General features: G+C 69.0%; 11 protein-coding genes and 1 pseudogene. 6 read left to right on the top strand and 6 right to left on the bottom strand.

Annotated features, from left to right (window positions below):
• Nucleotides 1–114: 114 nt before the first annotated feature.
• Complete coding sequence (locus FHS34_RS10075; RefSeq protein ID WP_225817400.1) at nt 115–1,323, bottom strand: PP2C family protein-serine/threonine phosphatase; 1,209 nt, start codon at nt 1,321–1,323, stop codon at nt 115–117.
• 294 nt (nt 1,324–1,617) lie between these two features.
• On the opposite strand from FHS34_RS10075, the gene FHS34_RS10070 reads away from it, so the two are divergent.
• Nucleotides 1,618–4,113 carry a SpoIIE family protein phosphatase gene (locus tag FHS34_RS10070; RefSeq protein ID WP_372478546.1) on the top strand — a complete coding sequence of 832 codons (2,496 nt, stop codon included), beginning with the start codon at nt 1,618–1,620 and terminating at the stop codon, nt 4,111–4,113.
• A gap of 154 nt (nt 4,114–4,267) precedes the next feature.
• On the opposite strand, the gene FHS34_RS10065 is transcribed toward FHS34_RS10070, so the two are convergent.
• The gene (locus FHS34_RS10065) at nt 4,268–4,873 is read right to left on the bottom strand and encodes a TetR/AcrR family transcriptional regulator (protein WP_184963406.1); all 606 of its coding nucleotides are present in this window, start codon (nt 4,871–4,873) and stop codon (nt 4,268–4,270) included.
• 149 nt (nt 4,874–5,022) lie between these two features.
• Between FHS34_RS10065 and FHS34_RS10060 the strand changes: the two genes are divergently transcribed.
• Both FHS34_RS10060 and FHS34_RS42440 read left to right on the top strand, forming a co-directional pair.
• Complete coding sequence (locus FHS34_RS10060) at nt 5,023–6,216, top strand: ABC transporter permease (RefSeq protein ID WP_184963403.1); 1,194 nt, start codon at nt 5,023–5,025, stop codon at nt 6,214–6,216.
• A gap of 314 nt (nt 6,217–6,530) precedes the next feature.
• Nucleotides 6,531–6,998 carry a winged helix-turn-helix transcriptional regulator gene (locus FHS34_RS42440; protein WP_184963401.1) on the top strand — a complete coding sequence of 156 codons (468 nt, stop codon included), beginning with the start codon at nt 6,531–6,533 and terminating at the stop codon, nt 6,996–6,998.
• Nucleotides 6,999–7,162: 164 nt separating this feature from the next.
• Here FHS34_RS42440 and FHS34_RS10050 read toward each other — a convergent pair whose 3' ends face one another.
• From FHS34_RS10050 to FHS34_RS10035, 4 genes are all read right to left on the bottom strand, one after another.
• A complete protein-coding gene (locus FHS34_RS10050) occupies nt 7,163–7,600 on the bottom strand; it encodes a cupin domain-containing protein (protein WP_184963398.1) in 438 nt (145 codons plus the stop codon).
• A 379-nt stretch (nt 7,601–7,979) separates the two neighbouring features.
• Nucleotides 7,980–8,708: an SDR family oxidoreductase gene (locus FHS34_RS10045; protein ID WP_184963394.1), complete on the bottom strand. Its 729-nt coding sequence runs from the start codon at nt 8,706–8,708 to the stop codon at nt 7,980–7,982.
• 99 nt (nt 8,709–8,807) lie between these two features.
• Nucleotides 8,808–9,476 (bottom strand): nitroreductase, encoded by a 669-nt coding sequence (locus tag FHS34_RS10040; RefSeq protein ID WP_184963392.1) that lies wholly within the window; start codon nt 9,474–9,476, stop codon nt 8,808–8,810.
• Nucleotides 9,477–9,918: 442 nt separating this feature from the next.
• Nucleotides 9,919–10,404 (bottom strand): MarR family winged helix-turn-helix transcriptional regulator, encoded by a 486-nt coding sequence (locus FHS34_RS10035; protein WP_184963390.1) that lies wholly within the window; start codon nt 10,402–10,404, stop codon nt 9,919–9,921.
• A gap of 343 nt (nt 10,405–10,747) precedes the next feature.
• Here FHS34_RS10035 and FHS34_RS10030 point away from each other — a divergent pair.
• From FHS34_RS10030 to FHS34_RS10020, 3 genes and pseudogenes are all read left to right on the top strand, one after another.
• Nucleotides 10,748–11,900: pseudogene (locus tag FHS34_RS10030) on the top strand (XdhC family protein).
• A 215-nt stretch (nt 11,901–12,115) separates the two neighbouring features.
• The gene (locus FHS34_RS10025) at nt 12,116–12,889 is read left to right on the top strand and encodes a glycosyltransferase family 2 protein (RefSeq protein ID WP_184963388.1); all 774 of its coding nucleotides are present in this window, start codon (nt 12,116–12,118) and stop codon (nt 12,887–12,889) included.
• Between the two features lie 319 nt (nt 12,890–13,208).
• Nucleotides 13,209–13,505: a hypothetical protein gene (locus tag FHS34_RS10020; protein WP_184963385.1), complete on the top strand. Its 297-nt coding sequence runs from the start codon at nt 13,209–13,211 to the stop codon at nt 13,503–13,505.
• Nucleotides 13,506–13,523: the final 18 nt, after the last annotated feature.

Below are 13,523 nucleotides of genomic sequence, written 5' to 3'. Positions count from 1 at the left end.
AGCACCTTGACCTGCCCCTGGAGGGGAACGGCGAACTGCTCGGCGTGTGGCAGGCGCGGGCCGGCCAAGAGGCGCTGCGTCCGACGATGATCGCGGGCTCAGCGCGGTCCCGCGTCACTGATACTGCGGGCGCCATTCGAAGAGCAGGATGGTCGCGTCGTCCCGCAGCTGTGTGCGCTGGTGGTCCAGGACGGCGTGGTTGAGCAGCCGGAGTACCTCGGCCGGGCGCTCGCCGGCGGCGTTGGAGCGGATGATGAAGTCGGTGAACCGGTCGAGCCCGAACTCCGCACCGTCCGCGTCGCGAGCCTCCACGACCCCATCGGTGTACAGCAGGACGCAGTCACCCGGCTCCAGTTTCGTCTCGTGAACCTGCCGGGCGGCTGGGACCAGTTGGCCGGCCAGACCGATCGGCGGTTGCGGGTGGCTGTCCAGCGCCCCGGCGAGCACCCGCTCCGCACGGATCAGCAGCGGTGGGGGGTGACCGCAGTTGACCCAGTGCAGCACCCCGGTCTCCGCATCGAGCCGGCACAGGACACCGGTGCAGAAGTGGTCGGGCAGCCACTGGGCGAGCGCCTGGTCGACGGAGCCGACGACGTCGGTCAGGTCGCCACCGCCGCGGCGGGCATTGCGCGCCGCGGCCATGGCGACCGACGTGGTCAGGCCGGCGACCAGATCGTGCCCCATGCCGTCGAGGATCATGGTGTGCAGCACGTTCTTGACCACCGAGTGGTCGAACGCGTCGCCGGCGACGTCGTACGCCGGTTCCAGGACCGCCGTCGAGACGCAGCTTCTGCTGCCGATGGTGCGCGGCGGCAGAAAGGCACGCAGCATCTCGGCGGGCAATCCCATGGCCGCCGTGCGGGTACGGGCGGCGAGCCAGTCGCTGTAGGCGCGCTTCGAGGTGATCAGCATCGCGAACAGACTCGCCAGCATCCGGCTGCGGCGCATCAGCGGCCCGTCGAGCGAGGCGGCGTTCACCGCCAGCACGCCGAGACGTTCCGCACCGTCGATCAGAGGCATCCAGATGATCAAGCTGTCACCTGCATCCACCACCCGAGGGGAAACCGTCCGGTACGCCCAGCCGCCCGAGGAGTGGTCCGTCGGCAGCGGTTCCAAGGCTTCGTCGAGTGGAATGAGCAGCCGTTGTTGCAGGTCGGCGAGGTAGATCTGCGCGGAGCCCAGCCCGAGGGCCGACGCGCATCGGTCGGCAAGGGCGGGTAGTTCGAACGGCAGGGCCGTTTGCGCCTCGGTGATCAGTTGTTCGAGCCGATTCTCGTCGACGGCGGGGGCGGTATCGGCGGGCGCGTGTGGGGGGTCCGACACGGGGATCACCTCTTCCTGCCCAGTCTCACATTGATCCCGTCCTCCCTCACACGTGAGACGGGGCGGCACGAGCGGGAGAGTACGAGCCTCAGCGCGGCGGAGCCGGTGGCGGGCGTCGGTCCGGTGGGCGCGATCGGCTCGGTGAACACGCGCCGAGATGAAGAAGAGGAGCCTCGCGAGCCGGGTCTTGCGAGCGGATGGGGCCTCGCAGCCGGTTCAGCCGGCGACTCCACCGCCCTGTGCGGGCGTTTGTGCCGCACCCGCTGTGGGTCGATCCTTGAGTAGGGGGCGGCCATGTGCCAGGCGACACGGGCTCGCGAGAACGGACGTGAGATGAAGACACCATCAAACGGGCCCGTGGCTGCCGGCCGCGGCGACCCGTTGTGGGTCACCCGGGCCGCCACCGTCGTACTGGATCACAACGGAGTGGTGACCGGGTGGAGTCCGGAGGCCGATCGACTGCTTGGCTACCGGGCGCAAGAGATCCTCGGCCGTCCGGTCGGTGTGGTGTCGGCGCAGGCCCCGGTGGGGGAGGGCGATGCGTGGCACAGCCCCGACTGTACGTCTCACCGGGTCCGTGAGGTCACCTTGCGTCACCGCTCCGGTCGTGCCGTGCGGGTGGCGGTCGAGTGCCGCAGCCTCCCCGACACCGTCGACGGCCCCGCCACTCTGCTGCTGCTGACGGACGCCGAGCTGCTCGCGGAGTGGCAGCTGCAGCAGGCGTTGCTGCATGGAGTGGCAACGCAGTCTCCGGTCGGTCTGACGATCTACGGCACCGACCTGCGGGTCGCATGGGCGAACCAGGCGGCGCGGCTGGAGCTGCCCGGACCCTTCGCGCAGTATCTGGGGCGCAGCGAGGACGAGCTGTACCCGGGAAGCCAGGTGCTCTCCGCGCGGCACCCGCCCTCGGTCACGCAGATCATGCGCGAGGTGCTCGACACGGGGCGGACCGTCGTGGATGTGCATTACCGAGGCTGTCCCCCGTCGGATCCCAGCCGTGAACACGTCTGGTCGCTCTCCTACTACCGGCTGCAGGACGAGGAGGGCCGGCCGCTGGGAGTCTGCGAGGAATCGGTGGACGTCACCGACCTGCACCAAGCCCAGCGCCGGCTGGTGCTGCTGAACGAGGCCAGTGCCGTGATCGGCAGCACGCTGGACCTCGAACTCACCGTGCGGGAACTGGCCGAGGTCCTGGTGCCAGGGGTCGCCGACTTCACCGCCGTGGACCTGATGGGCGATGTACTGGCCGGCCGGGAACCCCACGTCACGGATGCCGGCCGGCCCGGCGACCTGCGCCGGGTCGTCCACCGCTCGGTCCGGGAGGACGTGCCCGAAGCCGTCGTCGTGCCGGGGCACGAGGTCGACTACCCCCCAGGTTCACCGCAGTGGCAGTGCCTGTCGACCGGCGCGCCTGTACTGAACGCCGTCCTGGACCCGGCCAGCCCCTGGCTGCTCGACGCCCCCGCGCGGAGTGCGCGCATGCACAAGCTGAGTATCCATTCCCACATGGTGGTTCCGCTCCGGGCCCGCGGAGTCACCATGGGCGTGGCCACCCTCATGCGCTGGCGCGATCCCCTTGCCTTCGCGGGGGAAGACCTGCTGCTGGTGGAGGAGCTGGCCGCACGTGCCGCCGTCTGTATCGACAACGCGCGCCGGTTCCATCGCGAGCACAGTTCGGCGCTCACCCTGCAGCGAAGCCTGCTGCCCCCCAAGCTGCCCACTCAGGCGGCCGTGGAAGCCGCCTACCGGTACCTGCCCGCGGACACCGAGGCGGGTGTGGGCGGCGACTGGTTCGATGTGCTGCCCCTTGCCTGCGGCCGCGTGGGACTGGTCGTCGGCGATGTCATCGGCCACGGCATCCGCGCCGCAGCCACCATGGGACGCCTGCGGACGGCGGTGCACACCCTGGCCGACCTGGACCCGGCGCCCGAGGAACTTCTCTACCACCTGGACGACCTGGTCAATCGCCTGGCCGAAGAGGCAGAGCAAGCGAACCCGTCGGGAGTCGAGGGCGTGGTCGGCGCCACCTGCTTGTACGGTGTGTACGACCCTGTCACACGCCGCGCCACCTTCGCCCGCGCGGGCCACCCGCCACCGGCCCTCGCCCATCTGGACAAGCCGGTGGAGTTCCTCGGCATACCGGCCGGACCACCGTTGGGTATGGGGTGGCTGCCGTTCGAGTCGGCCGAGGTGGAGATCCCGCAGGACTCCGTTCTGGCCCTCTACACCGATGGCCTGCTGACGGCTTCGGACGGTGACGCGGACACCGGGTTGGAACGGCTGAGCTTCGCCCTCGCTCACCCCGACCGCCCCCTGGAGGACATCTGCGGCACCGTGGAGCGTGCCCTGCTGCCCGATCGCCCCCGTGACGACGTCGCCTTCCTCGTCGCCCGGCCCCGGCCGCTGCCCGCCGAGAGTGTCGCCGCGTGGGACCTGGCCTTCCATGCGACGTCCGTGCGAAGGGCCCGCGTGTTGACCGGGGAATGCCTTGACCAGTGGAAGCTGGACGAACTCGCCTTCTCGGCGGAACTGATCGTCAGCGAGCTGGTCACCAATGCCATCCGGCACGCCCGTGGCCCCGTCGAGCTTCGCCTCATCCGGACCGAGAACCGACTCGCCTGCGCGGTGGCCGACCACAGCAGTACCGCCCCGCATCTGCGACGGGCCAAGGCCGGCGAGGAAGGCGGCCGCGGACTGTTCCTTGTGGCCCAGTTCGCTCTGCGCTGGGGGACCCGCTACACCCCGGACGGCAAGATCATTTGGGCGGAACTGCCCATCCCGCACCCATGAGCGGCGAAGCCTCGCCCAGACGCCGCTCCCATGCTCGGTCCGGCACGCGAGCTGAACGACTGGCTCGACGCCTTCCGAATGACCTGGTCCCACCTCGGCCCGCGGATGTCCCACGTGTGATCAGCGCGTGCGGCCCTGCACGCGGCGAGACCGCTCAGCGCTCACCGGCCGGCCCCGGCCACAACGCCCGCACCGCGTCAGGGACCTCGGCCACAACAGCCGGGTCGAGCAGAGCCACTTGGAGGATGTAGCCGGGGAGGACGGAGAGCATCGTCGAAGCAATCGCCTCGGCCGTCACGTTCGTGGGAAGACCGCCCTTTTCCTGTTGGCAACGCGCCACGGTGACCAGATTGGCGCGTATGCGGCCCATGAGTTGGTCGAGCTTGCCCGCGAGCGAGCGGTTGCGCATGGCCTCTCCCCAGACCAGAACCGCGAGCCCGGCCACGTCCTCCTCGGCGGACTTGGCCCGGATCACGTCGAGCAGCTCCGCCATGACCGCCCCCATGGATTGGCCCTGCCGTTTCGTGGCGACGGCGAGCGTGATGTCGAGGACATCGCGCATGTTCTCCTCGACGATCGCGAGGATCATCTCGTCCTTGCTGGTGAAGTGCCGATATACCGCACCCGCCGACAGCCCCGCCTCCGCGAACAGGTCCTGCATGGACGTGGAGTGGAAACCGTCACGGAGGAAACAGCGGCGCGCCGCGTCCAGGATCTGCTCACGGCGAGCGTCCATGTGCTGCTGGGTGACCTTGGGCATGAGGCCAGGCTAACAAAGAAAACGAACATTCGTGTTGACGCCTGTCGGCGCCGAGGGCCACACTGGGGTTCCTAAGAAAACGATCGTTCTTTTTTATGAGAGGGCGGGTTGTGAGGAACCCCTTGTCAGGACACCCGGCATGGCGGGAAGTGGCCATCGCCGCCGTGGCACTGCCCATAGTGATCGCGTTGGCGGTGATGGCGTTCGCCTGGCCGGCGGGGCGGATCTCGCCGCGTGACGTCCCGGTCGGGATCGTGGGTACCGGACCGGCCAGCCAGCACGCGGTGGCGGCACTGACCCGTGCGAAGCCCGGTGCGTTCGACTTCCACCTCTATGCCGACCGGCAGGCCGCGCGGTCGGCGATAGAGAACCGGGATGTCTACGGCGCCCTCGCCATCTCCGGCCACGGCGTCACCGTGCTGAAGGCCACCGCCGCCAGCCCTTCCGTGGCGCAGCTGTTGACCGACGTCGGACAACAGCTGGCCGACAAGGCAACCCAGCAGATCGCCCAGCAGAAGGCCGCCGGTGCGCATTCCCCGGCGGAGCCCCGCAAGCACGCGGCCGCCCCGCCGGGCGCTGCCCAGCAGAAGGCCGCCGCCCGGCAGGGAGCCGACGGTGCTGATTCCCCTGCGGAGATCCTGGTGAAGGCGGTCGACGTGGTGCCCGTCGCCACAGAGGACCCTCGGGGTGCGGTGTTCAGCTCAGTGGTCTTCCCGCTCACCGTCTGCGGCATCCTGATCGGGGCGTTCGTCACGATGGCTCGCGGCCTGGCACGCCCGCGTCACCGCGTGCTGACACTTCTCGTCGCATGCGCCGTCGCGGGCCTGGGTGTCTATCTCGTGGCCCAGGGTTTCCTCGGGGCGCTACCCCGCAATCACGTGGCCACGTGGGCGATCCTGTCGCTCGACCTGCTCTCCGTCAGCGCCACCGCAGCCGGCGTGATCCGACTCCTCGGGCCCGCTGGCCTTGGGCTCAGCGCCGCGGTCATGGTCTTCGTCGGGAACGCCTTCTCGGGCGCCACCTCTGCTCCGGAGATGCTCCCCAAGGGCGTGGACCACATAGGCCAGTGGCTGCCCCCCGGCGCCGGAGCCAGCCTGCTCCGCGACACCACGTACTTCGACGGCAACTCCGGTGCCGGCCATCTCGCCGTCCTGGCTCTGTGGAGTGTCTGCGGGCTCACAGCAGTCATGTGCGGCCACTGGGTCACCGGAGAGGCCCGCGGCGCGAAGTCCAGTGCGACGACTTCCGGGGAGTTGCTCCCGGCTTTGCCGCGATCCGGCGGGGCTCTGCCGGTCCGGCGTCACGCGCACGCCCACGCCCGTCGCCATGACGATGACGGCTGACGCCGAGCACCTCATCCGCGCCATCAGGCCCTGGCCGCCGAGGACTTCGGCCCGGCGTCGCAGGCGCATGAGGCGCTGACGCACGGCTGTCCCCTGGCCTTCGCTGCCTCGGACGTCATGTGTCCTGGCCGGAGGGGGAACGCGGTCCGGGCTGTCAACGCGCGCAATCAGCACACCGAGGGAACGGCCGTCCGCAAAGGCCGACATCACCGACATCACCAAGGGTGCCCCCTCCATGGGGCCGCACCGCCACCCAGGGGCGCGGCCCGGCGGGCACATGGGCCGACTCCCGACACGAACACGACCAGGAAGCAGTGCGCGAGGTGTTGAAACCGGTTGAAACCGCGATGCCTCGCGCCGTGCCGAAACGGACACACACCATGACCACTCCGCAACACCCTCAGTCGGTGCGCCGGTTCGAACCATCGCAGTCGACCGAGGGCACTTCGGCCATCACCCGGGCCTTCGCCCTGCTCAGCAGGCGCTGGAACGGCTTGATCCTCATGGCTCTGGCCAAAGGCCCGGCCGACTTCGCACAGATACGCGAGCGCGTCCCAGGTATCAGCGACCGCATGCTCACCCAGCGCCTCCAGGAGCTGACCGCGATCGACCTGATCGCACAGGACGTCCGGCCCGGGCTGTCGTCGCGAACCCACTACGCACTCTCCCCGCACGGCAAAGCCTTCCTCGTCCCCCTGGCCGTTCTGTTCTTGTGGGCAGAGGATCACCTTCCGGCGAGCGGCTCGCCGGCATCGAATCAACAGGCCACGCGAGGCCGCTGACCTCCCTTTCCGCGCCGGCAGGGGCCAGCCGGAAGGTGGGCCAGGAGCCGCGCCGGACACCGCGGAGAAGCCCGGGGGAGTCACGGGGGAAGCGTCTCCACCCGCCTAGCCTCCCTGTCGGCCATTCGCCCAGTCCAGCTCGGCACCCTTGTCGATCTCGCGACTCAGCCTTCGGAGGGGCGCGGGGCGCGCAGGTGCGCCCGTTCCTTCAGCTCCTCCTCGTCGACCAGCCTGAGCATCGGCTGACCCGGCGCGCACACCATGGTCACCACGAACTTGGTCGGAGCGTCCGACAGCGCGTTGCCGTCCTGGTAGTGGATCACGTCACCGCCTGGCTCCCAGAACGTCCCACCGGCCTCGACCACACGCTCCGGCTCGCCCTCGAGCTCGAACCGGACCGCGCCTTCCATCACGTAGCCGAACGACGGGCCCGAGTGGCGATGCGGAGGGAGCCCGGGGTGACCGGGAGGCCAGTCGACGACGATGGTCATACCCGAACCACCCTCGGGAAAGAAGGGCGGAGTGACTTCCTGCAACAACTTGACTTCGGGCGGCAAGGAGACCTGGTGGGCGGTCCCGTGCGCTGAGTCCTTCTCCGACATGCACCACACCTCCGTAAGCCCCCCGGAATGGACGATCTCGCGTCGGCCAACACGTTCCGGACCGGTGTGCCCACCCACTCGTTCGGCGGTGACCAAGGTCGCTGGTGACCCGGCTCAGGCAATTCGCTTCGCGATGAGCACAAGCCACAGCCCGCTCCTGTGAGAGGCCGTGTGCCTTCCGCCTCGCCCAAACGGTCTCGAGACCACACTGCCTCCCGTCGGCGGCCGCCACAATCCGGAAGCCCTCGGCAGCGAGACCGCATCGCACCATGTGAGCGAGTCCCCCGCCCTCCGGCTGACCGGGGTTCGGGGGACCGCAGCGGGGTGTTCCTGTGGCTACTGCCGGGCCGGGTCGGGCTCGCCCGGAGAGCCGGGGCGGTCAGGAGAGCCAGTCGGTGTAGCGGGTGGGGGCGAGGTGGGCGTTCCTGTCGGTGAGGACGTCGCCCTTGACGACGGCGAACATGCCGGCGGTGGGGTCCAGGACGACGGTGCGGTGGTCGCCCTTGTGGGACAGGGTGATCCGGCCCAGCTCGTCCAGGGTGAAGACGTCGGGGCCTGCGATGTTGCGGATGCCGTTCAGCGGGGTGCCGGCGGCGACCTCCGCCACCGCGTCGGCCACGTCCCCGGAGGCGATGGGCTGGATGGGCGTGGCGGGCAGCCGGACAGTGTCGGCGTCGGCGGTCCAGGACATGACCGCGTCCATGAAGTCCATGAACTGCGTGGCCCGCACGATCGAGTAGGGGACCGGCCCGGCCGCGAGGATCTTCTCCTGGAGCACCTTGGCGCGGTAGTAGTCCAGCTCGGGCACCTGGTCCACGCCGACGATCGACAGGATGACGAAGTGGCCGACGCCGCCCTTGCGGGCCGCGGCCAGGAGGTTGTCCATCGAGGTCTGGAAGAAGGCCGGGGAGGCCTCGTCGAAGGTGGGGGAGTTCGTCAGGTTGACGACGACGTCGGCTCCGGCCACCGCCTCGTCCAGCCCCTGGCCGCTGAGGACGTCGACTCCGGTGGACTTCGAGTGCGGTACGGCCTCGTGTCCGGCGGCGCTCAGCTTCTTGACGACCTGCGACCCGATCAGTCCGGTGCCGCCGATGACTGCGATCTTCATGGCATGCCTTTCGTGGGAATTACGTGCGCAATATGGCATATGCGTCACTACGTGGATGTGGTACGAAACGGTTTGTTGATCGACCGATGAGCGACGGAATCAGGGACCGCCGACAAAGGTGACCGTCTCTTCGAGCGGCGCCCGGCCGGTACGGGCGTCACTTGCTGTGACGTCTTCGAAACCGATCGACATGCCGCAGAAGAGGATGAGTCCATCCGAGGGTGACAGAACTTCCGCGACGGTCTTGTGGTACTTCGCCCAGGACATCTGCGGGCAGCTGTGCAGCCCTTCAGCGCGGAGCAGCAGCATGACGGTCTGGAGATACATGCCGACATCAGCCCATTGGGGTGGACGCATGTCCTTGTCGATGTAGCAGAACAGGGCGGCGGGCGCGCCGAAGCAGTCCCAGTTCGCGGCAGCCGCCCGCTGGCGCGCCTCCAGGTCCCCGCGCGCGATACCGAGCGCACCGTAGCGCTGCTCGCCGAAGGCGAATCGACGCTCGCGGTACGGAGACTTCAGTTCCGGCGGATACATCTCGTACTCCGGCGCGTCCCAGGGGTCTCCCGAGGCCAGGCGCTCGCCGGCGCGTTTCTTTAGTTCGGCCAGCGGCGCCCCGGTCAGCACGTAGGTGTACCACGGCTGGATGTTCGATCCGGACGGCGCCCAGGCTGCGGCGGACAGCACCCGCTCCAGAGTTTCCCTCGGTATCGGCCGGTCGGTGAACGCGCGCACCGCCCGTCGGCTCGTGACCGCCTCGTAGACGTCCATGACCGCCCGCCTCCATCTGCTCAACGGGTCCATCTTCGCTACATTCAAGGTGGTATCACTCATAACCGTATCAAGTGAAACAATCTCGCGGCGCACCTCTGGCCCTGGTTCTCGGTCACAGCCGCCTCCCGCAGGCCCCGGCCGCAGGCCCCGGCCGCAGGCCTGGGAGGAGCAGCATCGGGAGGGCGTGGTGATCTACGCCTGAGGGCAGGAAACAGCTCGGGCCGAGGGAGGGTCGATGTTCGGCCCGTCGGCAAAGCGCGCCGTATGCGGCGCGGCACCCGTGCGGACGACTCTGCGATGTCGGCGACAGTCCCGGACGGCCGCCCGTTGCCCGGCCGACGCACACCGATGATGGCGGCGGCCTCCAAGGTCGGTTTCGCCAGGGAAGCCGCAAAGGATCAAGCGTGTCGGCGCGGCCGACAATCGTTGCGCCCCGCGGTTACGCCTCGTCGTCTGCCGGATGGGCAAGCCGGGTCAGCAGATCCGTCAGCTTCTCAGGCTCTCCGGGCCCCAATTCCGCCACCAGACGCTCACCCAGAGGCTCCGCGGCGACGTGGACCGCATCGAACAGCTCCAGGCCCTGAGGGGTGATCTCCACTGCCCGCACCCGACGGTCTCCCGGAACGGCCTTACGTACAGCTAGACCCTTCCGCTCCAGGTCATCCACAACGCGCATGATTCCGGCCTTGTCCGAGCCCGTCGCCGCCACCAGATCCCGCTGCACTGTGGGCCCGTGATTGACCAGCTCGATCAGTACCGCGAAATGCCGCAACTCGATGCCGAACGGCCGAAGCGCCTCACCCATCACCGCGGCCGCGTGCCAGTGCGCCCGGCGCAGGAGCAGGCCGAGAGCGAAAGGCGATGTGTCCCCGGGCCGGTCGGTCGCCTGCGAGGTGGGGGTCCGGTGAGGAGCGTCAGCGGCCATGAGGCCAGACTACTTCATTCGATACGGTAACGCCTGAAACTATCGGCCGAGCGAAACGGGCTCCTTGGCGTGATCCGGAAAGGAACCGCGCCTACCGACAACTTCCCTGTTCTGTCGATGCGTTCGTCGGGACACGGCCCGGCCCGGTGGATGTTCAGCCGAAACGGCCCGTGCGCAGACCCTCGGCGACCTCCAGCGTGGTCTGTTCCACGGACTGGGACGTCAAGTCGATCACGTTCCTCTCAAGTGGGCCCAGGTCCGTCATGAGCGGCGGGAATTGGGTTCGTCCGACTGTCCATGCCTGACTGGCGTATTCCCTGAACCCCCATCGAAGGAGACCGCCATGCTGGACATCGCCGAAGAGCTCGACCGGTGGGCCCGGCAGGGACGTGAGTTCGCCGTCGCCACGGTCGTGGCCACGAACGGAAGCTCGCCCCGGCAGCCCGGTGCGGCCCTTGCCGTCGACAGTGACGGCACGGCCATCGGGTCGGTCTCAGGGGGAGGTGTGGAGGGCGCGGTCTACGGAACTGTGCCGACAGGCCCTGATCGACGGCGAGAACACCCTGGAGAGCCTCGGCTACAGCGACGACGACGCCTTCGCCGTCGGTCTGACCTGCGGCGGCGTCATCGACATTCTCGTCACGCCGGTCCTGGCCGGCTCGCCCGCCCGCGCGGTGTTCGCCGCCGCCTGCGCCGCCGCCGCACAAGGGTCGGCGGCGGCACTGGTCCGCGTCGCCGAAGGGCCGTCCGAACTGCTCGGGCGCGCCCTCCTGGTGCACCCGGACGGCAGGTACGAAGGCGGGCTCGGCGGCCACCTCGGCCTGGAACGGACGGCAGCCGGCGAGGCCCACGCCCTGTTGGACGCAGGTCAGACCGGTGTCGTCGTCCTCGGCGAGGACGGCTCGCGCTGCGGGCGGCCGCTGACGCTCCTCGTCGAGTCCAGCGTCCCCGCACCCCGCATGATCGTTTTCGGGGCGATCGACTTCGCGTCGGCCCTCGTCAAAGTCGGGAAACTGCTCGGCCACCACGTGACAGTGTGCGCCGCCCGCTCCGTCTTCGCGACGAAGGAACGCTTCCCCGAGGCGGACGAGGTCGTCGTCGACTGGCCACACCGCTACCTGGAGGCGACGGCGCTCGACTCGCGGGCGGTGCTCTGCGTCCTCACGCACGACGCCAAGTTCGACGTACCCCTGCTGGAGAGGGCGTTGCAGCTGCCCGTGGCGTACATCGGCGCGATGGGTTCGCGCCGCACCCACCCGGAACGCAACGAGCGGCTGCGGGAGGCCGGCGTCACCGAACTGGAACTGGCCCGCCTGCGGTCGCCCATCGGACTCGATCTGGGCGCGCGGACACCGGAGGAGACGGCGCTGTCGATCGCGGCGGAGATCGTGGCCGTGCGACGCGGCGGCACCGGTGTGTCGCTGAGAGGAGCCCGCACACCGATCCACCACGACGGCGTGAACGTCTCGGCACGAAGGATCGGCGAGGTCGCCTAGACGGTGACCTCAGAAGACGACGGGCCGCACCGGCATTCGTGGCCTGACGGGGATCTCGATGCGCCCAGGGCGGCTGAGTCATACCCGTGCGGAGCCGCGAGGAAGGCCACCTCCTCCACGTCGCCCTGACCAGAGACAACCGTCCGCATGGCAGCTCCTGCTCGACTGCGGTGCTTGAATGGACCATCGTTCCTGAACTGGCAAGGAGAAGTGCTGTGCCCCTGGTGTCTGTCGTGATGCCCGTGTACAACTCGGCAGCCACCCTCGGCGCAGCCGTCCGGTCGGTGCTCACGCAGACCCACACCGACCTGGAGCTGCTGATCACCGACGACCAGTCCTCCGACAACTCCATGGACCTGCTTCGCGAATTCGCCGAGCAGGACGAGCGCGTCCTGCCGGAGTCGGCACCCGAACGGGGTGGTGCGGGACGGGCCCGCAACCTCGCGATCGAACGGGCCCGCGGGGACTACATCGCCTTTCTCGACAGCGACGACATGTGGCTCCCGGGGAAGACCGAGAAGCAGCTGGCCTTCGCCGCGGAGTCCACCGCGCCTTTGACGTTCACCTCGTACTTCAAGATGGACGCCGACTACGACGGCGAAAGCACCGACTGGATCCCGAACGGTCGGGTGGTCCGTGCGCGGGAGCACGTGGACTACCGCGCCATGCTGGTCCAAGACCACATCGGTGCTCTCACCGCCATGTACGACCGCAAGGTCCTGGGCACGAGGCTGATGCCTGAGATGCGCAAGCGCCAGGACTACGCCCTCTGGCTGTCGATCATGCGGGACGGCGCCGACGCCCGGGGCCTGGCTGAGCCGCTCGCGGTGTACAGGGCCCATCAGGCGGGATCGCTGTCCTCCAACAAGCTTTCGCTCGTGCCGTACAACTGGGCCCTGTACCGCGAGCACGAGCACCTGTCGGTCCCGCGGGCGACGCGGGCGCTGGCCGGCGCTGTGTGGCAGTCGGTGCGCAACTCGCGCATCTGATCCGTACACGGGCCCGGCGAGGACATCGTCGCCCGGCTGGAGGAGACCAGCGTCCACCTCGACGCGCCGGCCCGGACCTCGGGGCGGCCTGACCTGACAACGGGGGCGAGCGAGCAAAAGAACTCGGCCCCGTTCCTCCGCGCGACTACTGTGCTGCTGGTAGATCGTTCACCGACGACGGGCTGAGTCGTGCTGACCACTTCGCATCCACCGTAGATACCTCTGGAGAGCCCAGCGGTACCCACGGAGGTTGTTGATGTCCAGGACCGTTCGCACGACTCCCTGGCGACTCCGCGTCCGAGCCGGCGCATCGGATGCCATGTCCCTGTACGACCTGCGCTACCCACACGCCGAATTGGCCCAGGCCGCCCGCGAAGGCCGTCGCCCCGTGCCAACGAAGACGCTGCGCCGGATCATTTCCTGGCAGTCGACGGTGCTCCACTGCAGAAAGGGCTCGTTCTCCGCCGAGATCGCCACGGCTGAAGGTCGGGCTCGGCTCCGAGGCCGGCTCGAAGCCCAGCGGGCCCGCGGATTGCACCGCGCCGGCCACGCCCTTGACGACGTGGATATCCCTCCGATCCGCCACCGGCACGGTGAGCTCTGGCATGCGTGGTGACACGAAGCACCCAGGACC

It is taken from the genome of Streptomyces echinatus, assembly GCF_014203595.1.
GTDB classification, from domain to species: Bacteria; Actinomycetota; Actinomycetes; order Streptomycetales; family Streptomycetaceae; genus Streptomyces; species Streptomyces echinatus.
Note: the sequence above shows the minus strand (reverse complement) of the source record. Positions and strands in the feature narration are given on the sequence as shown.